Here is an 18,849-nt window from a genome sequence, read left to right on the forward strand (position 1 = left end):
AGACACACCCCCATGACCACCCGCCGCCGCTTTCTGGCCGGCCTGGCCCCGCTCGGGCTGCCGGCCGCGCTGACCGCGCCCTTCGCCGCCACGACCGCCCGCGCCGCCGAGGACGACCGGTACCCGAGCCGCCCCATCAAGCTCGTGGTGCCCCAGCCGCCGGGCGGCCCGTCGGACATCGTGGCGCGCTTCCTGGCCGAGAGCATGCGCGCCAGCCTGGGCCAGCCGCTGGTGATCGACAACCGCCCCGGCGCCGCCGGCCTGATCGGCACCGCCGCCGCGGCCGCTGCGCCGGCCGATGGCTACACGGTGCTGGTCACCTCGCGCTCCAACCACATCCTTGCGCCGCTGGTGCAGCAGGGCGCCACGGTGCAGCCGGTGCGCGAACTGCAGCCTGTGGGCCTGGCGCTGCGCGCGGTCGGCATCCTGGCCACGCCCGCGCGCGCGCCCTGGCGCACGCTGCCCGAGCTGGTGGCCGCCGCCAAGGCCCAGCTGGGCAAGCTCTTCTATGGCAGCGCCGGCATCGGCGCCACCAACCACATCGCGCTGGAGCAGTTCAAGACGCTGGCGGGCATCGAGCTGGTGCACGTGCCCTACAAGGGCTCCGGCCCGCTCATCACCGGCCTGATGGCGGGCGAGGTGCAGCTGGCGCTGCTGGATTTCTCCTCGGCCCAGCCGGCGCTCAAGGGCGGCAGCATCCGGCCGCTGGCGCAGACCGGACTGCGGCGGCTGACGTCGATGCCCGAGGTGCCCACGCTCACCGAGTGCGGCTATCCGCGCTTCGACGCGTCGTTCTGGATCGGCCTGGCCGTGCCCCAGGGCACGCCCGCGGCAGTGGTCGCGCGGCTGTCGAAGGCGCTGGACACCGCCCTGGCCGACACGCAGATGAAGGCCCGCGCCCAGGTCAACGGCTGGGAACTGGCCGGCGGCGGCCCCGCGCCCTTCGAGGCGCTGATCCGCCAGGACACGGCCGACTTTCCGCCGCTGGTGAAGCGGCTGGACCTCAAGGCCTGAGGGCCGGGCCGCGGCCCGGCATCCTCTTCATTCCATCACCGAGACAACCCCATGCGCCTTTCCGCCCTCTCCCGCCGCCGTTGCTGCGCCATCGCCGCGTCGGCACTCCTGGCCGCCCTCCTGCCCGCCACGGCGCCAGCCCAGCCCAGCTACCCCACGCGCCCCGTCAAGCTGGTCGTGCCCTTCCCGCCCGGCGTGTCGCCCGACGTGATCGCGCGGCTGTGGGGCGAACAGTTCACCCGCCTCACCGGCCAGCCGGTGGTGGTCGAGAACCGCCCGGGCGCCAGCACCATCATCGGCGCGCAGGCCGTCGCCAATGCGCCGGCCGACGGCTACACCCTGCTCTGGACGGTCAACAACACCTTCTCGATCAACCCCTACGTCTACAAGAAGCTGCCGTACAAGGCCGAGGACTTCGTGCCGGTCACGCGCATCCTGTCGGTGCCCTATGTGCTCGTGACCTCGGTGGATTCGAAGTACCGCAGCCTGCAGGACCTGGTGCGCGAGGCCAAGGCCCGGCCCGACCAGCTGAGCTACGCCAGCGCCGGCATCGGCCAGGGCACGCACGTCGCGCTTGCGCGCTGGCTGAACCAGGCCGGCCTGAAGCTGACCCACGTGCCGTACAAGGACCAGTTCGTCCCCGACGTCATCGCCGGCCGCATCGACGTGGCGCTGGACGCCAGCACCGGCGCCATCCCGCAGGTGCGCGCCGGCAAGGTACGCGCCCTGGGCGTGACCAGCGCGCAGCGCATTCCCGCCCTGCCCGACGTGCCGGCGATCGCCGAGCAGTACCCGGGCTTCGTGGGCGACTCCTGGCACGGCATCTTCGCGCCCAAGGGCACGCCCGAGCCGGTGCTGGCGTCGCTGCTGGCCACCTCGCAGCAGGTGATGGCCAACCCGGACTTCCGCGCCAAGCTGGTGGAGTACGGCCTCACGCCCGTGGGCGACGGGCCGCAGGCCTTCCGGCGCTTTCTGGACGAGGATGCGCGGGCCTGGGAGAAGGTGGTGCGGGAGAACCAGATTACCGCCCAGTGAGAGACGCCGGGCCTCTTCGATCACCGCGTCGAACGCCTTCCGCGCTGCACGCTTGTTGTGCACGATGCCAGCTACCCGGCGGTCGCATTACCGCGATGGTGCATCTTCCCGGCGACTTCTGAAAAACTGAAGCCATCGCCGTTCCGTTGTGAATTGTTGATCCAGCGCCGGCTTTCTAGCATTCATCGCATGCCCCACCCCTGGCGGCACTCCCTCGGAGCGATGAATGACGAAGAAGACCATCCTGATCAAGCCGTACTCCGCCTACGAGCGCGAGCACTCGACGGCCGAAGACGCAGAGCTCACGCATGTGGAAGGCGACGCGCCGGCCGGCGAGTACCTGCGACGCTTCTGGCAACCCATCGCGCTGTCGTCCGAACTGGGTGAGTTGCCGAAGAGGGTCCGCATGTTCGGCGAGCCCCTGGTGCTCTTTCGGACCAAAGGCGGCACCCCAGGCCTGCTGGAGCTGCATTGCAGCCACCGGGGCACCTCGCTCGAATTCGGCATCTGCGAGGACGAGGGCCTGCGTTGCTGCTACCACGGCTGGCTGTTCGGCGTCGACGGCACGATCCTCGAAACCCCTGGCGATCCGCCCGAATCGACGCTGCGCCACAGCGTGTGCCACGGCGCCTACCCGGTGATCGAATACAAGGGCCTGATCTTCGGCTACTTCGGTCCCCCGGCGCTCAAGCCCGAGTTCCCGATCTACGACTCCTACGAGCGCGAGGGCGACCGGCTGGTGCCCTACGTCATCACCTATCCGTGCAACTGGCTGCAGGTCCACGAGAACGTCATGGACCCGGCGCACGCGGTGTTCCTGCACACGCGCATCAGCTTCACGCAGTTCGCGGAGGTCTGGGGCGAGCTGCCCGAGATGGACTTCGTGCCGACGCCGACGGGCATGGTCTACGTCACCACGCGGCGCTGGGGCGACAACGTGTGGATCCGTTCCAACGACATCCTGCTGCCCAACCTGGCCCAGGTCGGCCACATCTGGGAAGACGGCGCCGAGCCCAAGGCCTTCAACCGCGTGGCGATCACGCGCTGGACCACGCCGGTGGACAACAACACCTGCCGCATCATCGGCTGGCGCCATTTCCATCCGGAGGCCGATCCGCGCGGCATCGCCGACGAGAGCCTGTGCGGCGTGGAGTCGGTCGACTTCTTCGGCCAAAACGGCGACCGACCTTATGAAGAGCGCCAGCGCATGCCGGGCGACTTCGACGCCCAGGTCTCGCAGCGGCCCATCGCGGTCCACCAGTTGGAAAACCTCACACGCTGCGACCGTGGCGTCGCCATGTTGCGCCAGCTGCTACGCCGCCAGATCAGGCGCGTGGCGGAGGGCCAGGCGCCGACGCTGTCGCCCGTGCGCGCCGGCGACCTCGTACCGACCTATGCACACGACACCGTGGTGCAGATCCCGTGCGCCGATTCCGCCGATGCGCAGGCCGACGCCGAGCGGCTGCGCGAGATCGCCAAGGCCATCACCCAGATCGTCGTCAAGGGCGCGCACCACGAAGCCGCGGACCGCGACGCGCAGGTGCGGGCGCTGATCGCCGCCTACGTCGAGGCCCAGCGCGAAACCGCGGCCTGAATGCCAGCACTTCCACCGAAAAGGCCCTCACCGATGAACAACGCGCCTTCCCCCATCCATCCCGGCCGCGTCGACTGGACCGGCGACAACCCCGGCATCTACCTGAAAGACGAGCAGGACGGCCCGTGGACCGGCCTCGCCACCTTCTTCCGCATCGCCTACTCGCCCTATGGCATGGGCAGCGGCGTGCTGCTGCTGGACCAGCCCGACGTGGCCCAGGGCTTGCCGGCGGTGCGGAACTTCTGCATCAGCGACAACGAGACGCTGGCACGCTTCCTGGTCGACAAGTTCTTCTCCAAATTCGCCTCGTTCAGGGTTTCGAGTGGCCTCGGCGCCATCAGCTACCTGCAGGCCACGGAGGTCAGCCGGGCCGGCGACACGCGCTCGCGCTACCAGGAGATCGTGAAGAGCAACGAGTTCGAGGTCGTGATGACCTGGGAAAGCCTGGGCGCGCCCTACGCGGTCGACATGCCGGTGGAATCCGGACCGACCAAGGAACACCAGATGTACAGCCTGTTCCTGGATGCGCAGGACGCGCAGGTCACGGTCAATGGCCGGCGCCTGCGAGGCAAGGTGGTCGAGCGCGACTTCGCCGGGACCCGCAAGAGCACGGCCTTCCTGGCCTTCTCCGAGACCTGGATGCAGGGCCAGGCGCCCGGGCGGCCGCTGTGACCGAATTCCTCCAGTACATGGCCTCGGGCCTGGTCGTCGGCTGCATCTACGGCCTGGTGGCCGTGGGCTTCACGGCGGTCTACAACGTGACGGGCATCGTCAACTTCTCGCAGGGCGACATGTCGATGCTCGGGGCGCTGGGCGCCGTCGGCCTCATCGGGCTCGGCCTTCCCATGCCCCTGGCGCTGCTGGCGTCGGTTCTGACCGTCGGCCTGCTCGGCATCGCCATCGAGCGGATCGCCATCCGTCCGGCGGGCTCCGACGTGATGCGCGGCATCATCATCACGATCGGCATCGGCGTCGCGCTGCAGGGCATCGCCGTGATCGTGTGGGGAACCGACGCGCAACCCCTGCCCGCCTTCTCCGGCGAGACGCCGATCGACATGGGTGGCGTCACCGTGCCGCCGCAGGCGCTGTGGGTGCTGGGCTGCGCGGCGGCGCTGATGCTCGCGCTGTACGTCTTCTACACCCGCACCTACGTCGGCAAGGCCTTCCGCGCCTGCGCCATGAACCCGAAGGCCGCCGGCCTCATGGGCATCCCCAACACCGCGATGCGCGCCATCGGCTTCTTCCTGTCCAGCCTGGTCGGTGCCATCGCCGGCGTGATCGTGGCGCCGGTGGCGCTGATGCAGTACGACACCGGCGTGTTCCTGGGCATCAAGGGCTTCGTGGCCTGCATCATCGGTGGCTTCGGCAACCCGATCGGCGCCGCGCTGGGCGGCCTGGTGCTCGGCAGCCTCGAATCGCTGTCCACCGGCTATCTCAGCTCGGGCTTCAAGAACGCCATCGCGTTCATCGTGCTGCTCGGCTTCCTCTTTCTTCGACCCGGCGGGATCCTGGGGGAAATGGACACGGTGAAGCGATGAAACGGCCGTTCGTCATTCCCGCCGCCATCGCGGTGCTGGCCCTGGTGCTGGCCTCCGGCAACGCCTACCTGATCAACCTGTTCGTCATCGCGGCGATGACGACACTGCCCGCCATCGGCCTGTCGCTGCTGATGGGCTACACCGGCCAGATCTCGCTGGGCCATGCCGCCTTCGTCGGGCTCGGCGCTTACACCTCGGCTCTGTTGTGCAAGCTGCTGGGACTGAGCCCCTGGCTGGCGATTCCGCTGGCCACCACGCTGTCCGCCCTGGCGGCCTGGTGCATCGGCTGGCTCGTGTTCCGCCTGCGTGGCCATCACCTGGCGATGGCGACGCTGGCCTTCGGCATCATCATCCACGTCGCCATGGTGGAGTGGCGCAGCGTCACCGGCGGGCAGGACGGGCTGGCGGACGTGCCGCCACTGCAGCTGCTCGGCATCGACCTGCGTGCCGATGCGGCCATGCTCTGCATCGCCTGGGCGGCCTGCCTCGTGGGCATCCTGCTGGCCGGCAACCTGGTCCGGTCGCCCTTCGGCTTCGCCATGCGCACCGTCGCCGAGAACGAGGCGGTCGCCGGCTCGGTCGGCATCGCCAGTGCCAGCCTCAAGCGCAAGGTCATGGCCCTTGGGGGCGCCTATGCGGGCTTTGGCGGCGCGCTCTATGCCCACTGGCTGGGCTACATCAGCCCGGGGCCGTTCGACGTCGGCTACTCGGTGCGGCTGTTGCTCGTCGTGGCGCTCGGCGGCTTCTCGGGGCTGTGGAGCGTGGTGTTCGGCGTGTTCTTCGTCGTCCTCATCAGCGAGGCGCTCAAGCCCTTCGGGCGTTTCGACGTGGTCATCTACGGCGTGCTGCTGGTCTTCGTCATGGTGCGGTGCCCGCAGGGCCTGCTGGCGGGACTCCAGCAACTGTCGGGCAGGCTGTTCGCCGGCGCGCGCCGCCGGGTTGGGAGCGACGCATGAACAAGGAAGACATCCTGCTCGACGTGCAGGGCGTGAGCCGCCGCTTCGGCGGGCTGAAGGCGCTCAGCGACGTCGCCTTCGACGTGCGGCGCGGCGAGATCCTCGCGCTCATCGGCCCCAATGGCGCCGGCAAGTCGACGCTGCTCAGCGTGGTGGCGGGCTCGCTCAAGGCCGATGCGGGCACCGTCACCTTCAAGGGCGAGCGCATCGACGGCCTGGCGGCCGAACAGGTCAACCGCCGCGGACTGGTGCGCACCTTCCAGGGCGCCGAAGTGCTGCGGCAGATGACGGTGCTGGAGAACGTGATGGCGGCCGGCGTCGCGCAGGCGCAGTCGGGCCTTCTGGCGGGTCTGCTCGGCATCGGCCGGGCGGCCGAGGCCGGCCGCCGCCTCGCCGCCACGGGCCTGGAGAAGCTGCAGGTGGTGGGCCTGGGGCAGCTGGCGAATGCCAACGCGGCCCTGCTGACGGCCGGCCAGCAGCGCCTGCTGTCGATCGCCCGGGCGTTGGCGACGGGCGCAGAACTGCTCATCCTCGACGAACCGGCCGCGGGACTCAACACGCTGGAGAAGCGCGTCCTGGCGGAAGTGATCCTGCGCATCCGTGCCGCGGGCACCACGGTGGTCTTCGTGGAGCACGACCTGGCTTTCGTGAGCCGGCTTGCCGAGCGCATGGTGGTGCTCAATCACGGGCGGGTGATCGCCAAGGGTGTGCCTGACGCAGTGCGCACCGATCCGGCCGTGGTCGAGGCCTACCTCGGCAACACCGAACTGCGCGCGGCACGCGCCGGCGCCGAACCGGCCCGCGCGCGGCCCGTGGTGCTGGCCGTCGACGGCCTGCGCCTGCGCTATGGCGGGCTGACCGCACTCGACGGGGTGGACATCGAGGTGGGCGAGGGCGAGATCGTCGCGCTCATCGGTGCCAATGGCGCCGGCAAGTCCACCCTGCTGAATGCCATCGCAGGCACCGAGAAGCCCGAAGGCGGCATGCTGCGCTTCGCCGGCAGGGACTTGGCGCCGCTCGGCAAGGAAGCCCGTACCGGCGCCGGGATCAGCCTGGCGCCCGAGGGGCGGGCCCTGTTCCCGGCGCTCACCGTGCAGGACAACCTGTTGATGGGACGCTACGCGCGCATGCGACAGTCGGGCGTCACGCAGCTGCTGTGGCCCCGGGGCGCCGCACGCGCCGAGCTCGATGCGGTGATGGAGGAAGTGCTGGACTTTTTCCCGCGGCTGCGCGAGCGGCTGCACCAGCAGGCCGGCACGCTCTCCGGCGGTGAGCAGCAGATGCTGGCGATCGGCCGTGCGCTGATGAACCGGCCCACCCTGCTGATGCTGGACGAGCCCTCATTCGGCCTTGCGCCGCAGGTGTCGCGCGAGATCCTCGGCTCGCTGGCTCGCCTGGCCGCGCGCGGCATGACCGTGCTGCTGGTGGAGCAGAACGCCCGCTCCGCGCTGCAGGTGGCGGACCGGACCTACATCCTCGTCAACGGCCGCATCGTGGCCGAGGGGCCCAGCGAGGCACTGCTGAGCCGGCCCGACATCACGCAGGCTTACCTCGGCTGGGAGTCCGGGCCGGGAAGCGCGCAGGAGGACACGCAGCAGGACGGCATGCAGCAAGAAGCACCGCTGGAGGCAGCGGCGTGAGCGGCCTTGCTCCGCACCCGGCGGACGCCAGGGGCTTCGAAGCGCTGGTGCAGGTCGTGCCGGTGCTGCAAGACCTTCTGCCCGCCGGCGACGCCTTCGCCTTTCCTCCGCGTACCGTGCTGCACGCCGGACCTTCCTTCGACGGCGCCGCTTCGGTGCCCGCCCCGGTCCTCAACTCGGCAGCGGCCGCGGCCGTTTTCGAAGGCTGGGCCGTCGACCGCGACGACGCGCTGGAACGGCTGCGCGGCGGAGACATCGCCCTCACGCCCGCGCAGGACCATCGCTGCGCGGTGCCGCTGGCCTCCGTGCTGTCGCCCAGCCAGTGGGTGCAGGTCGTCGTCGACGCGAACCATGCGCAGCGGCGGGCCTTCTCCTCGCTCAATGGCGGGGGCGGCCCTGCACTGCGGCTCGGCCTGCCCACGCCGGCCGTGGTGGCGCATCTGCGGTGGCTGAACGGGCCCTTCGCCCATGCGCTGCTGCCGGGCTGCCGGCGCGGGATCGCGCTCCTTCCGATCGCGGACTTCGCACTGTCGATGGGCGACGACCTGCACGGGCGCACCGCCGCCGCCACGGCCCGTCTCGCCGGGATGCTTGCTCTTGGCAATGCCTGGCCGGGCGGCGTCGCGGAGTTCCTCGCGGCCTCGCCGAGCTTCTTCCTCAATCTCTGGATGGCCGCGACCAAGTGCATGCTCGCCGGCGCGGAAGGCATAGCGGGCTGCAGCCTGGTGAGCGCGCTCGGCGCCAACGGCCAGCGCGTCGGCATCCAGCTGGCGGGCCGGCCGGGCCACTGGGTCACGGCCGCATCGACCCCGCCGCACGGTCGGCTCGATGCCGGCATCGGTGCCGACCAGCGGCTGCCGGCCATCGGCGACAGCGCGCTCATCGAGGCATCCGGCCTGGGTGCGATGGCATTCGCGCATTCCCCGGTGCAGCAAGCCCAGTTCGCCGACTTCCTGCCGCATCCGCCTGCCGAGCTGGCCGACGCGCTGCTGATGGGAGCGCACCCCGCCTTCGCGCAAAGCCGCGCCCGCTTCGGTCTCGCGGCGCGGCAGGCCGCCGCATCGCGCTACGACCTCGTAGTCGCGCTCGGAATCATCGACATCGAGGGCCGCCGCGGCCGCATCGGCGGCGGCCTCTGGACCTCCACGCCCGAACTTTTCCAGCGTGCACTGGGCGACCTGCACGCCACCCCTGCCCATTCCTGATCCACCACGAAAGAAAGCCATGAAGCACATCGTCGCCTTCGGCGCAGCCCTGCTGGCCGCCGCCGCCGTCCATGCCCAGGACATCAAGATCGGGGGCTTGCTCGAGACCTCGGGCTTCGCCGCCTCCCTCGGCAAGCCCGGCCTGGAAGGCGCGCAACTCGCCATCGACCAGGTCAATGCTCAAGGCGGCATCAACGGCCGCAAGGTGCAGCTGATCAACGTCAACTCCGAGAGCGACAACACCAAGACGGTTTCCGGCGTGAAGCGGCTCATCGAGCAGGACAAGGTCACGGCCATCATCGGACCGATGAGCAGCGGCTCCGCCTTCGCCATCGTGGACACCATCGAGAAGTCGAAGGTGCCCATGGTGGCCAACGCGGCCACCCGGGCCGTGGTGCTGCCGCCGGAGCAGAAGACCTTCTCCTTCCTCGCGCCGCTGACCGATGCCGTGGTGCAGGTCGCGCTGCTCAAGGACATGCAGGCACGCGGCATCACGAAGATCGCCATCCTCAACTCCGACGTGGCCTTCGGCACGAGCGGACGCGATTCGCTGGTGAAGCTCGCCCCCGACTACAAGATCGAGATCGTCGGCAAGGAGACCTTCGGCAACGGTGACACCGACATGACGCCGCAGCTCACGAAGATCCGGGCCTCGGACGCGCAGGCCGTCGTCGTGTGGGCCACCGGGCCCGGCCTGGCGATCGCGACCAAGAACCACCGTTCGCTCGGCATCAAAACACCGCTGTACATGGCCCACTCGGCCAACGACTTCAACTACCTGCGGCTGGCCGGAGAATCGGCCAACGGCATCCTGCTGCCGTCGACCAAGCTCTACGTGACCCAGTCGCTGGCGGCGAGCGACCCGCAGAAGGCGGTGGTGTCGCGCTTCGTCAGCGACTACGAGGCCAAGTTCGGCCAGCCGCCCGCGACCTTCGCCGGCAACGGCTACGACGCCGCCATGCTGATCGTCAATGCGATTCGCAAGGCAGGCACCGATCCCGTGGCCGTGCGCGATGCCATCGAGGCGACCAAGGACCATGCCGGCGTGACCGCGGTCTACAGCTACGGGCCCCAGGACCACTTCGGCACCCGGCCGGAGAGCGTCGTGATGCTGACCGTCAAGGCGGGCAAGTTCGAGCTGGCCGGTGCCCCGAAGTGAGCGGGACCCGCGCCATCGGAACGCACGGTCAGTCGGCGCGAAACGCCAGATGCTCGGCCACCGTCGTCACCATCTCCGTGATGGCGGTGGACGCGCGCGTGAACCGGTAGTGGTGGGTATGCGCCAGCACCAGGTTCGGGGCACGCAGCGAGGACTTCAACTCGACCGAATGCGTGTTCGGCGGGCAGAAGTTCAGCAGCGAGAAGCCCTGCCCGTCGTTCACCAACCCGAGCAGCATGGTCATGGTGTTCACGCGGTGGGCGATGCGCGGCGCCACGCCGTCGGCGCTGAATGCCGAGAGCATGTAGTTGCGGGTGCGCGGCGTGTCCAGCAGGATGAGCGGCTCGGTCGCCAGGTCCCGCACCGACACGTGCTGGCGCCGCAGCAGCGGATGGCCGGGTGGCAGCACGGCCTGCAGCGGGGCCGGCCGGATGTCGATGCACTCGACGCCGGACGGAATCTCGAAGTCGTAGGTCAGCGCCAGGTCGAAGGCGCCGGTCTGCAGCCCTTCCATCAGGTACTCGTGGTGGCCCTCGTACCAGTGCAGCCGTGCCTTCGGCAGGCTTTCTGCCGCCATGCGCATCACCGGCGGCACCACATAGGGCGCGAAGGAGAAGAGGCAGGCCAGGTGCACCTGCCCCTGGACATGCCGGGCATCGGCCAGCCGGCCCGAACCCAGCTCCCAGGACTGCAGCAGCAGGTTTCGGCATTCGACGGCGAAGGCGCTGCCGGCATCCGTCAGCACCAGCCCGCGCGCATGGCGGCGCAGGAAAAGCTGCACGCTGAGCACTTCTTCGAGATGGGCGATGGCGGCAGACACGGCCGGGGCCGAGACGTGCAGGGAGTCGGCCGCCTTCTGCAGCGACTGATGCCGGGCCACGGCCACGAAATAGGACAGCTGGCGCAGGGAAAACTCGGGCGCCCGCAGCTCGGCGCTGTGTTCGCCGATGGTTCTGGTGGCCGGGTCTTGGCTCATGGGCGGGAGTATGTCGAAATGTTCACATGGCGCAAGGCTGGACCATGACGGGACCGGCCAACCCTTTCAAGTTCCAGGCCAGCGCACGGCCGCCCGTGCTTGGCGCGACCGAGGACGCGCGCGCCAATGCGAAGGTCCGGCTTGCCGCCGCATTCCGGCTCCTTGGCACCCTGGGACTCAACACAGGCGTGGCCGGGCATCTGACCGTGCGTGATCCGGTCCTGCCGGACCACTTCTGGGTGAATGCCTTCGGACGGCCCTATGCGTCGATGCGTCCGGACGACCTGACGCTGGTCCGGCATTCGGGCGACGTGGTGCACGGGCGCGCCATCAATGCGGCCGCTTTCGCCATCCACGCGGAGCTCCACCGCGCCCGCCCCGACGTCCATTGCGTCGTGCACGGGCACCCGGTGCACGGCACGGCCTTCGCGGCACTGGGAAGACGCCTGCTGCCGATCAACCAGGACGTCTGCGCCGTCTCGGAGGACCACGTGGTGTACGGCGAGCCGAGCGGATTGGTGGTCGAACTCGATGAGGGCCGCCGCATCGCGGAGGCGCTGGCCACGCATAAGGCAGCGATCCTGCTGAACCATGGGCTGCTCACCGTGGGGCAGACGGTCGACGAGGCGGTGTGGTGGTTCATCCTGATGGACCGAAGCTGCCAGATCCAGCTGCTGGCCGAGGCAGCGGGCACGCCACGGGTGCTCCCGCCCGATGTCGCCCGCGGCATCGCCAGGCAAATCGGAACGGCGGCGTTCGGCTGGTTCCAGTGCCAGCCACTGATCGGCCCTTACCTGGCGCAGCTGCAATGACCGGTCCAGACCCTGCGCCGGCGTCCGTTCCGGTCGATGCCCTGATGCACGGCTGGCCCGCGGCATGGTTCGCGCTGCACCACCGCGCCCGGCTGGCGGCCGGCGACGCCGTGCTGGTGCTCGATGCCGCCAGTCACATCGGCATGGCCTGCGTCCAGCTGGCCAAGGCGGCGCAGGCGCAGGTCATCGCACTCACGCGGCTGCGCGCCGAATTCGATGCCGTTCGTGGCTGCGGGGCGGACGACGTCGTCAGCCTGGAGGAGAGCCAGTGGGCCGACATCGTCCGCGAACACGGAGGCGCCGACGTGATCGCCGGCATCGCCGATGCCGACCTGCTCGTCCACAGCATGCGTGCCCTGGCGCGCCATGGACGCCTGCTCGTGATGGCACCGCCGGACACGCTGCCTGCGGAACTGCCGCTGACGCCACTGCTGCGTCGAAGCGGCACCCTGCACGCGGCGTTCTGGTCGCCCGACCAGGCGCGCCGATTGGGCCAACCCATCATGACGGCCCTCTCCGCGCTGTGGGCACAAGGTGCCATCCGGCTCGATGACCACGGCAAAGGCATCACGGCGTTCCATCCCGACAGGCCAGACCTGCCTAGAACATGACCCCATCTTCAGACCCTCGCTCGGCGAAGAGCGCAACCCGCATCCGCGAGGAACTCGCACGCCGTTCCACCACCGCGCGGGCTGTGCTCGAGCAGGCGCTCGATGTCGTCGTCGCTCGCGAGCCCACGGTGCGGGCGTGGAAGCTGATGCGCGATGCACCGGCCCGCCAGCGGGCCGATGCCCTCGACGGCGACCTCGACCGGCGTGACGGCGGACTGCTCGCCGGCATTCCGGTGGCGGTCAAGGACCTGATGGACACCGCAGACATGCCCACCGCCTACGGCTCGACCATCTACGCCGGCCACCAGCCGGCGCGCGACGCAGCCTGCGTCGCCCGGCTCCGCGCGGCCGGCGCCAACATCCTGGGCAAGACCATCACCACCGAATTCGCCTACTTCTCGCCGGGCGAGACCACCAACCCCTGGGACGCGGCACGCACGCCAGGCGGCTCGTCGAGCGGCTCGGCCGCGGCTGTCGCCGCCGGCATGGTGCCGCTGGCGCTCGGGAGCCAGACGGCCGGCTCCCTGATCCGACCTGCGTCGTACTGCGGCGTGTTCGCGCTCAAGCCGACACATGGCGTGTTCGACCTGCAAGGCGTCAAGGGACTGTCGCCGTCGCTCGACACCCTGGGATGGCTGGCCCGGACGGCGAACGACCTGGAACTCATGCGCTGTGCGCTGCTGGACGAGCCCTTCGCGCCGCTGCCGGACATGCCCGCGTCCGGCTGCCGCGTCGGCGTGCTGCGCACGCACGAATGGGCCGAGGCGCAGCCCGACGGCCAGGCAGCGTTCGAGGAGGCAGTGCGGAGGCTGCAGGCTAGCGGCATGACGCTCATCGGCAAGGACATGCCCGGCGAGCAGGCCACACTCGCCCAGGACCAGAAGCGGGTGATGGCCTACGAGGCGGCACGCGAACTGGCGTTCGAGCTTGAGCACCATGCCGACGCATTGAGCCGGCCCTTGCGCGAACTGCTGAACCAGGGGCGGGCCCTAACCCAGGCCGAGTACCTGGCCGCACAGGCGCGCGCAGCCGTCGGCCGGCAGGTGGCGCAAGCCCTCATGGCCGATGTCGATGCCCTGCTCGTGCCGGCCGCTCCCGGCGAAGCGCCGCTTGGCCTCGACGCGACCGGCGACCCGGTGTTCAGCCGCGTCTGGACGCTGCTCGGCCTGCCCTGCGTCAGCGTGCCCGGCCTTCGCGGTCCCCATGGCATGCCCATCGGCATGCAGCTGGTGGGCCACCGACATCAGGAGCGTGCGCTGCTGGCATTGGCGGCGAGCGTCCACATCGTGCTCGACACCCCACTATGAAACTCATCGTCCAGGCCACAGAGTTCATCGCCGACGGCGTGCGCCGGCTCCACTTCGCCGCAGCGGACGGCCAGGCGCTGCCGCCCTGCACGGCAGGCGCGCACCTCAAGATCGCACTGGCCGCCGACGCGGGTGGCATGGTGCGCGAGTACTCGATCGTCGGCCGCGGGGCCGAGGGCGACTGCTACGAAGTGGCGGTGCAACTGGAGCCGGCCGGCCGCGGCGGTTCGCGCGCCATGCATGCCCTGGCCGCCGGCGACATCGTCGACGCGCAGGGTCCTTTCAATGCGTTCCCGCTGCGCGGCGGCGCGACACACCGTGTGCTCATCGCAGGGGGGATCGGCATCACGCCGATCCTCTCGATGGCACGGGAACTGCGGGGTGGCGGCCTTCCGTTCGAGTTGCACTACGCGGCGAAGTCGCGGCACCGCACGGCCTTCCACGACGAGGTCGCTGCCTTGCCCGGCGCCACCATCTACCACAGCGAAGAGGGTGCACGCGAGCGCATGCCCGTTGCTGCCATCCTCGCCGACCCCGCGCCGGGGCGGCAGCTCCATGTGTGCGGTCCGCGTTCGCTCATCGCCGAGGTCGTGGAGACGGCTCGGCGCCTGGGGTGGAACGAGGACGACGTCCATTTCGAGACCTTCGGCGGCGCGGTCGCTCTGGGCGCCGACCGGCCGATTCGCGTGGAACTGCGGGCCAGCGGCCGCACGATTCTGGTCAAGGCGGATGAGTCCATCCTCGACGCCATGCTGGCCGCAGGCATGGACCCGCTCTACGACTGCCGTCGCGGCGAGTGCGGCATGTGCATCACCGGGGTGATCGAGGGCGTGCCGGAACACCGGGACCACGCGCTCACCGATGCCGAGAAGGCCAGCGGCAAGGTGATCTGTACCTGCGTGTCGCGCGCGCGCAGTGCGGACCTCGTGCTCGATATCTAGTTGTCGTGTCTCAATAGGTTGTTCACCCGGAAGGGTCTGGGAGACTGGAGTTACCACGCTTCAGTCACCAGAGGGATCTTCCGAGTGAACAGCCATAAGAATGCCAGATTGACCTTCGAAGGACGCAAATTGCTTGTCCAGCGCATCGCCACCCTGGGGCTGATGCCCGCAGCCGAGGCTGCGGGCATCAGCCCGCGCACCGCACGCAAGTTGCTCCAGCGCTTCGAGCAGCATGGCGAGCGCGGCCTGCTGGACCGCAGCTCACGCCCGGCTCGCACGCGCTCCTGCCTGGACGCGCAGCTTTGCGAGCGCATCGAACAGCTTCGCCGCTGTCGCATGCCCATGCGGCAGATCGCTCGCATCGTCGGGCGCAGCGTGCCCACCGTGTGCCGGCTGCTCGCCCGCCTGGGTCTGTCCAGCCTGAAGGCGCTCGATCCTGTCAGCGCGCCGCTGCGCTACGAGCGCGATGCACCCGGTGAGCTTCTGCACATCGACACCAAGAAGCTCGGACGCATCGTGCGGCCCAGCCACCGCGTCACAGGCAACCGGCGCGACTCGGTGGACGGCGCAGGCTGGGAGTTCGCCCACGTGGCCATCGACGACCATTCCCGCCTGGGCTTCGTGCAGATGCATGCTGATGAGCGCAAGGACTCGGCGGTGAGCTTCCTGCTGGCGGCCGTGGCGCACTATGGGCAGCTGGGCGTGAAGATCAAGCGGCTGATCACCGACAACGGCTCGGCGTATCGCTCGCGGCTGTTCGCCAAGACCTGTCAGGCGCTGGGCATCAAGCACACCTTCACCCGGCCTTACCGCCCCCAGACCAACGGCAAGGCCGAGCGTTTCATTCAGACCTGTCTGCGCGAATGGGCCTATGGACGCACCTGGGCCAACAGTGCCGAGCGCACCGCCTGGTTGCCAGCTTTCCTGCGCTACTACAACTGCGAGCGCCCGCACTGCGCTCTGGGGCACAAGCCCCCAGCCTCCCGCCTTTGTGGGAACAACCTATTGCAACTCGACATCTAGTCCGGGGTCCATCGCGTCCAAGGCGTCGTGGACGAGGCCGGTTCGCTCAACGTTCTTCGGCACCAGGCTCGATGACCCCGAAGCGGCGCGCTGCGAACGCGCTCGAGCGGCGGCAACGTCCCTCAGCGCGGGCCGCCCCGCGGACCATGCACGGTGCCCGCCGATTCCGCCCGCAGCAGGGCACAGATCCCCCGCACCTCCCGCTGAATCACCTTCGCCACCTCATCCCGCCGCTTGGCCCCCAACCGGCTGGAAATGGCCGCGACGCTGATGGCCGCCACCGGGTTGTGCGGCGGAAAGGCCACCCCCACCGCCGCAGTGCCGGGCGTGGCCGCACTGTCCAGAAAGGCATACCCGCGCGCATGCGTCTCGGCCACGGCCTGGCGCACGAAGCCGGGCGCAAAGGCGCCGAACTTGGCGTAGCGCGCGTCGTTGGCTTCGATGATGGGCTCGATGTCGGCGGCGGGCAGCGCGCTCAGGATGGCCAGGCCGCCGGCCCCGACGCCCATGGGCCGGCGGATGCCCACGTCCAGCGTCAGCGCCTTGATGGGGTAGTCGCCCAGCACGCGGCTGGTGCAGATGGCTTCCATACCGCGCCGCTCGCTCAGGTAGACCGTGTCCTGCGTCTCTTCGGCGATGGCATGCATGGCCGCGTCGCACAGCTCGCTCAGGCGGTAGCGGGGTTCGGCCAGCAGGCCCAGCTCGTGCAGCAGCGGGCCCAGGTGGTACTTGCGGGTCAGCGGGTCGCGCAGCACCAGGCCTTCCAGCTCCAGCCGCTGCAGCATGCGAAAGCAGGTGGACATGGGCAGGCCGCTCATGGTCACCACGTCGGCGATGCGCATGCCGCGCCGCCCGCGCGAGGCCACGACGCGCAGCATGCCGACCACGCGCTCGATGCTCTGGGTGCCGGTGCGGGCCACGGCCGCCTCGCGGGGTTGCGTCGGCGTTGAAGGCTGCGCCGACGCGCCGGCCTTCTTGCGGAGAGTTCGTTTTTCAGTTTCCACAGTGTGGCAGTAATCGGGGTTGCACCTGAACGCTGGCGCTCTGTGTGCCAATGTAATTGGGTCAAGCGCGATGCAGCAACCGCCACATGGTGGGAATCGCGCATGCCAACGAGCGGAGACATCCATGCCCCAGACGATGACCGAGAAGATCCTGGCGCGGGCCAGCGGCCGGGCCGAGGTGCGCCCCGGCGAAGAAATCACGGCCCGGCCCGACTTCGTGATCAGCTACGACTTTCCCGGCTACACCGACGTGTTCTTCAAGGAGACGCGCGAAGACTTCGGCGTCGAGCAGGTCACGAGCCCCGAGCGCTTCGTGCTCTTCATCGACCACATGGTGCCGGCCACCGCGCCCAAGGAGGAAGAGCTGCACAAGATCACCCGCGCCTGGGGCAAGGCGCAGGGCGTGCCGGTGGTGGAGCGCGAAGGCATCGGCCACCAGGTGTCGGCCGAGATGGGCTACGCCACGCCGGGCGCCTTTGCCGTGCACTTCGACGGCCACGTGAGCCAGCTGGGCGCCTTCGGCACCTTCGCCTTCGGCGCGCGCAAGGGCGTGGTCGAGGCCTTCGCCACCGAGACGCTCACGCTCACGGTGCCGGCCACGATCAAGGTCGAACTCACGGGCACGCTGCAGCCGGGCGTCATGGCGCGCGACGTATTCCACCACATGGTGCGGGTGATGGGCCCGGCGTCGTGCCGCTTCAAGGTGGTGGAGCTGTGCGGCCCGGTGATCGACGCCATGAGCATCGAGGGCCGGCAGACCATCTGCGGCCAGGCGATGTTTCTGGGCGCGACCACGATGTTGATCGCGCCCGATGCGAAGACGCTGGACTACGTGAAGGGCCGCGCCAAGGTGCAGCTCGATCCCGTCTACCCCGATGCCGACGCCGAGTACGAGCGCGTGGTGCGCATCGACGTCTCCGCGCTCGAACCCATCGTCGTGGTGCCCCCCAGTCCCGCCAACACGCGCGACCTGGCCGACTACACCGGCGTGGAGGTGCACACCGGCTACCTGGGCTCCTGCGCCAGCGGCCGGCTGGAAGACCTGCGCGTGGCGGCCGACGTGCTGCGCGGCCGGCGCATCCAGCCGGGCTTTCAGCTGCACGTGGTGCCGACCTCCCGGGCCATCATGGCGGCCGCCGCGCGCGAGGGCCTGATCGAGGTGCTGGTGGAGGCCGGCGCCTTCCTCAGCTCGCCCAGCTGCGACTACTGCTTCGGCCGCATCGCGACCATGAGCGATGGCCAGCGCGCCGTTTCCACCGGCACGCTCAACACGCCCGGCCGCATGGGCAGCGTGGATTCGGAGATCTACATCTGCAATGCCGCGGTGGTGGCGGCCTCGGCGCTCGAAGGGCGCATCGCCGATCCCCGGCCCTACCTGGCAGAAGCCGCCGCCTCTGCAGGAGCCGCCGCATGAGCCTCGCCAACCTGCACGGCCGTGCGGCCTGGGTCTTCGAAGAAGACGACTACGACATCGACCTCATCGTCGGCGTGCGCAACATCAAGATCACCGACGTGAAGGAATTGGCCGCGCTGGCCATGGCCGACTACGTGCCGGACTTCGCGGCCACCGTCGCCCGGGGCGACCTGCTGGTGGGCGGCGAGAACTTCGGCTACGGCCATCCGCACTACCCGGCCATGCGCGCCATGCGGCACCTGGGCATCGCGGCGGTGATCGCCGAGTCCTTCTCGCCGGGTTTCTTCCGCGGCGAGACGAGCATGGGCTTTCCGCTCATCACCTGCCCGGGCATCCGGGCGGCGACGGCGCGCGCCGACACGCTGTCGGTGGACTGGGCGACCAGCCAGGTCACCAACCACCGCAGCGGCCAGGTGCTGGCGCTGCAGCCCTTCTCGGCCTCCGAGCGCGGCATGCTCGAAGCCGGCGGGCTCATCCCCTACCTGCAGCGCCGGCTGGCCGCGGCCAAGGGCGCGACGGCGCCCGCGGCCTGAGAAGCGCCGCCCCGGCGCCGGCCCTTTCATTCACCGACCCTGGCCGTGCCTGCACCGGGCGGCGGCCCCATCGAACGGAGACCTGCC

The 18,849-nt window shown here is 69.7% G+C and carries 18 protein-coding genes; 16 read left to right on the top strand and 2 right to left on the bottom strand.

The features are described 5' to 3' along the window. Nucleotides 1–12: 12 nt before the first annotated feature. The 9 genes from NS331_RS01125 to NS331_RS01165 all read left to right on the top strand — a co-directional run bounded on the left by NS331_RS01125 (nucleotide 13) and on the right by NS331_RS01165 (nucleotide 10,141). The gene (locus tag NS331_RS01125) at nucleotides 13–1,014 is read left to right on the top strand and encodes a Bug family tripartite tricarboxylate transporter substrate binding protein (protein WP_058640186.1); all 1,002 of its coding nucleotides are present in this window, start codon (nucleotides 13–15) and stop codon (nucleotides 1,012–1,014) included. 51 nt (nucleotides 1,015–1,065) lie between these two features. Further along, nucleotides 1,066–2,049 carry a tripartite tricarboxylate transporter substrate binding protein gene (locus NS331_RS01130; protein WP_058640187.1) on the top strand — a complete coding sequence of 328 codons (984 nt, stop codon included), beginning with the start codon at nucleotides 1,066–1,068 and terminating at the stop codon, nucleotides 2,047–2,049. A gap of 226 nt (nucleotides 2,050–2,275) precedes the next feature. Next, complete coding sequence (locus tag NS331_RS01135; RefSeq protein ID WP_058640188.1) at nucleotides 2,276–3,643, top strand: aromatic ring-hydroxylating dioxygenase subunit alpha; 1,368 nt, start codon at nucleotides 2,276–2,278, stop codon at nucleotides 3,641–3,643. A 33-nt stretch (nucleotides 3,644–3,676) separates the two neighbouring features. Then, complete coding sequence (locus NS331_RS01140) at nucleotides 3,677–4,315, top strand: hypothetical protein (RefSeq protein ID WP_058640189.1); 639 nt, start codon at nucleotides 3,677–3,679, stop codon at nucleotides 4,313–4,315. Beyond that, nucleotides 4,312–5,181 carry a branched-chain amino acid ABC transporter permease gene (locus tag NS331_RS01145; RefSeq protein WP_058640190.1) on the top strand — a complete coding sequence of 290 codons (870 nt, stop codon included), beginning with the start codon at nucleotides 4,312–4,314 and terminating at the stop codon, nucleotides 5,179–5,181. Before NS331_RS01140 ends, NS331_RS01145 begins: the two co-directional genes overlap by 4 nt. Beyond that, a complete protein-coding gene (locus NS331_RS01150) occupies nucleotides 5,178–6,137 on the top strand; it encodes a branched-chain amino acid ABC transporter permease (RefSeq protein ID WP_058640191.1) in 960 nt (319 codons plus the stop codon). The genes NS331_RS01145 and NS331_RS01150 overlap by 4 nt, the downstream gene beginning before the upstream one ends. Then, complete coding sequence (locus NS331_RS01155) at nucleotides 6,134–7,777, top strand: ATP-binding cassette domain-containing protein (RefSeq protein WP_082702168.1); 1,644 nt, start codon at nucleotides 6,134–6,136, stop codon at nucleotides 7,775–7,777. The genes NS331_RS01150 and NS331_RS01155 overlap by 4 nt, the downstream gene beginning before the upstream one ends. Beyond that, the gene (locus NS331_RS01160) at nucleotides 7,774–8,982 is read left to right on the top strand and encodes a YlbE family protein (RefSeq protein WP_058640192.1); all 1,209 of its coding nucleotides are present in this window, start codon (nucleotides 7,774–7,776) and stop codon (nucleotides 8,980–8,982) included. The genes NS331_RS01155 and NS331_RS01160 overlap by 4 nt, the downstream gene beginning before the upstream one ends. Before the next feature lie 19 nt (nucleotides 8,983–9,001). Continuing rightward, nucleotides 9,002–10,141, top strand: a complete 1,140-nt coding sequence (locus tag NS331_RS01165; protein WP_058640193.1) for an ABC transporter substrate-binding protein — start codon at nucleotides 9,002–9,004, stop codon at nucleotides 10,139–10,141. A gap of 28 nt (nucleotides 10,142–10,169) precedes the next feature. Here NS331_RS01165 and NS331_RS01170 read toward each other — a convergent pair whose 3' ends face one another. Next, nucleotides 10,170–11,117: a LysR family transcriptional regulator gene (locus NS331_RS01170; RefSeq protein WP_242873613.1), complete on the bottom strand. Its 948-nt coding sequence runs from the start codon at nucleotides 11,115–11,117 to the stop codon at nucleotides 10,170–10,172. 26 nt (nucleotides 11,118–11,143) lie between these two features. Here NS331_RS01170 and NS331_RS01175 point away from each other — a divergent pair, with 26 nt between their 5' ends. The 5 genes from NS331_RS01175 (at nucleotide 11,144) to NS331_RS01195 (ending at nucleotide 15,811) form a co-directional block, all read left to right on the top strand. Further along, on the top strand, nucleotides 11,144–11,929 hold the full coding sequence (locus NS331_RS01175; protein WP_206597304.1) for a class II aldolase/adducin family protein: 786 nt from the start codon (nucleotides 11,144–11,146) through the stop codon (nucleotides 11,927–11,929). Between the two features lie 44 nt (nucleotides 11,930–11,973). Further along, entirely contained in the window at nucleotides 11,974–12,540 is a 567-nt protein-coding gene (locus NS331_RS01180; RefSeq protein WP_058640194.1) for a zinc-binding dehydrogenase, read from the top strand. Continuing rightward, on the top strand, nucleotides 12,537–13,847 hold the full coding sequence (locus tag NS331_RS01185) for an amidase (protein WP_058640195.1): 1,311 nt from the start codon (nucleotides 12,537–12,539) through the stop codon (nucleotides 13,845–13,847). The genes NS331_RS01180 and NS331_RS01185 overlap by 4 nt, the downstream gene beginning before the upstream one ends. Further along, nucleotides 13,844–14,788, top strand: a complete 945-nt coding sequence (locus NS331_RS01190) for a PDR/VanB family oxidoreductase (RefSeq protein WP_058640196.1) — start codon at nucleotides 13,844–13,846, stop codon at nucleotides 14,786–14,788. The genes NS331_RS01185 and NS331_RS01190 overlap by 4 nt, the downstream gene beginning before the upstream one ends. Before the next feature lie 84 nt (nucleotides 14,789–14,872). Continuing rightward, on the top strand, nucleotides 14,873–15,811 hold the full coding sequence (locus tag NS331_RS01195) for an IS481 family transposase (protein WP_058640197.1): 939 nt from the start codon (nucleotides 14,873–14,875) through the stop codon (nucleotides 15,809–15,811). Nucleotides 15,812–15,933: 122 nt separating this feature from the next. Here NS331_RS01195 and NS331_RS01200 read toward each other — a convergent pair whose 3' ends face one another. Then, a complete protein-coding gene (locus tag NS331_RS01200) occupies nucleotides 15,934–16,731 on the bottom strand; it encodes an IclR family transcriptional regulator (protein WP_058640198.1) in 798 nt (265 codons plus the stop codon). A 208-nt stretch (nucleotides 16,732–16,939) separates the two neighbouring features. On the opposite strand from NS331_RS01200, the gene NS331_RS01205 reads away from it, so the two are divergent. Further along, nucleotides 16,940–18,229 carry a 3-isopropylmalate dehydratase large subunit gene (locus NS331_RS01205; protein ID WP_058640199.1) on the top strand — a complete coding sequence of 430 codons (1,290 nt, stop codon included), beginning with the start codon at nucleotides 16,940–16,942 and terminating at the stop codon, nucleotides 18,227–18,229. Continuing rightward, nucleotides 18,226–18,762 (top strand): 3-isopropylmalate dehydratase small subunit, encoded by a 537-nt coding sequence (locus tag NS331_RS01210; protein WP_058640200.1) that lies wholly within the window; start codon nucleotides 18,226–18,228, stop codon nucleotides 18,760–18,762. Before NS331_RS01205 ends, NS331_RS01210 begins: the two co-directional genes overlap by 4 nt. Nucleotides 18,763–18,849 lie beyond the last annotated feature (87 nt).

This window comes from Pseudacidovorax intermedius, from assembly GCF_001476815.1.
In the GTDB taxonomy this organism is placed as follows: Bacteria; Pseudomonadota; Gammaproteobacteria; order Burkholderiales; family Burkholderiaceae_C; genus Xenophilus; species Xenophilus intermedius_A.

Coding starts and splice junctions, on each gene's coding strand:
- NS331_RS01125 (WP_058640186.1), top strand. CDS start 13: ATGACCACCCGCCGCCGCTTTCTGGCCGGCCTGGCCCCGCTCGGGCTG.
- NS331_RS01130 (WP_058640187.1), top strand. CDS start 1,066: ATGCGCCTTTCCGCCCTCTCCCGCCGCCGTTGCTGCGCCATCGCCGCG.
- NS331_RS01135 (WP_058640188.1), top strand. CDS start 2,276: ATGACGAAGAAGACCATCCTGATCAAGCCGTACTCCGCCTACGAGCGC.
- NS331_RS01140 (WP_058640189.1), top strand. CDS start 3,677: ATGAACAACGCGCCTTCCCCCATCCATCCCGGCCGCGTCGACTGGACC.
- NS331_RS01150 (WP_058640191.1), top strand. CDS start 5,178: ATGAAACGGCCGTTCGTCATTCCCGCCGCCATCGCGGTGCTGGCCCTG.
- NS331_RS01155 (WP_082702168.1), top strand. CDS start 6,134: ATGAACAAGGAAGACATCCTGCTCGACGTGCAGGGCGTGAGCCGCCGC.
- NS331_RS01165 (WP_058640193.1), top strand. CDS start 9,002: ATGAAGCACATCGTCGCCTTCGGCGCAGCCCTGCTGGCCGCCGCCGCC.
- NS331_RS01170 (WP_242873613.1), bottom strand. CDS start 11,117: ATGAGCCAAGACCCGGCCACCAGAACCATCGGCGAACACAGCGCCGAG.
- NS331_RS01175 (WP_206597304.1), top strand. CDS start 11,144: ATGGCGCAAGGCTGGACCATGACGGGACCGGCCAACCCTTTCAAGTTC.
- NS331_RS01180 (WP_058640194.1), top strand. CDS start 11,974: ATGCACGGCTGGCCCGCGGCATGGTTCGCGCTGCACCACCGCGCCCGG.
- NS331_RS01185 (WP_058640195.1), top strand. CDS start 12,537: ATGACCCCATCTTCAGACCCTCGCTCGGCGAAGAGCGCAACCCGCATC.
- NS331_RS01190 (WP_058640196.1), top strand. CDS start 13,844: ATGAAACTCATCGTCCAGGCCACAGAGTTCATCGCCGACGGCGTGCGC.
- NS331_RS01205 (WP_058640199.1), top strand. CDS start 16,940: ATGCCCCAGACGATGACCGAGAAGATCCTGGCGCGGGCCAGCGGCCGG.
- NS331_RS01210 (WP_058640200.1), top strand. CDS start 18,226: ATGAGCCTCGCCAACCTGCACGGCCGTGCGGCCTGGGTCTTCGAAGAA.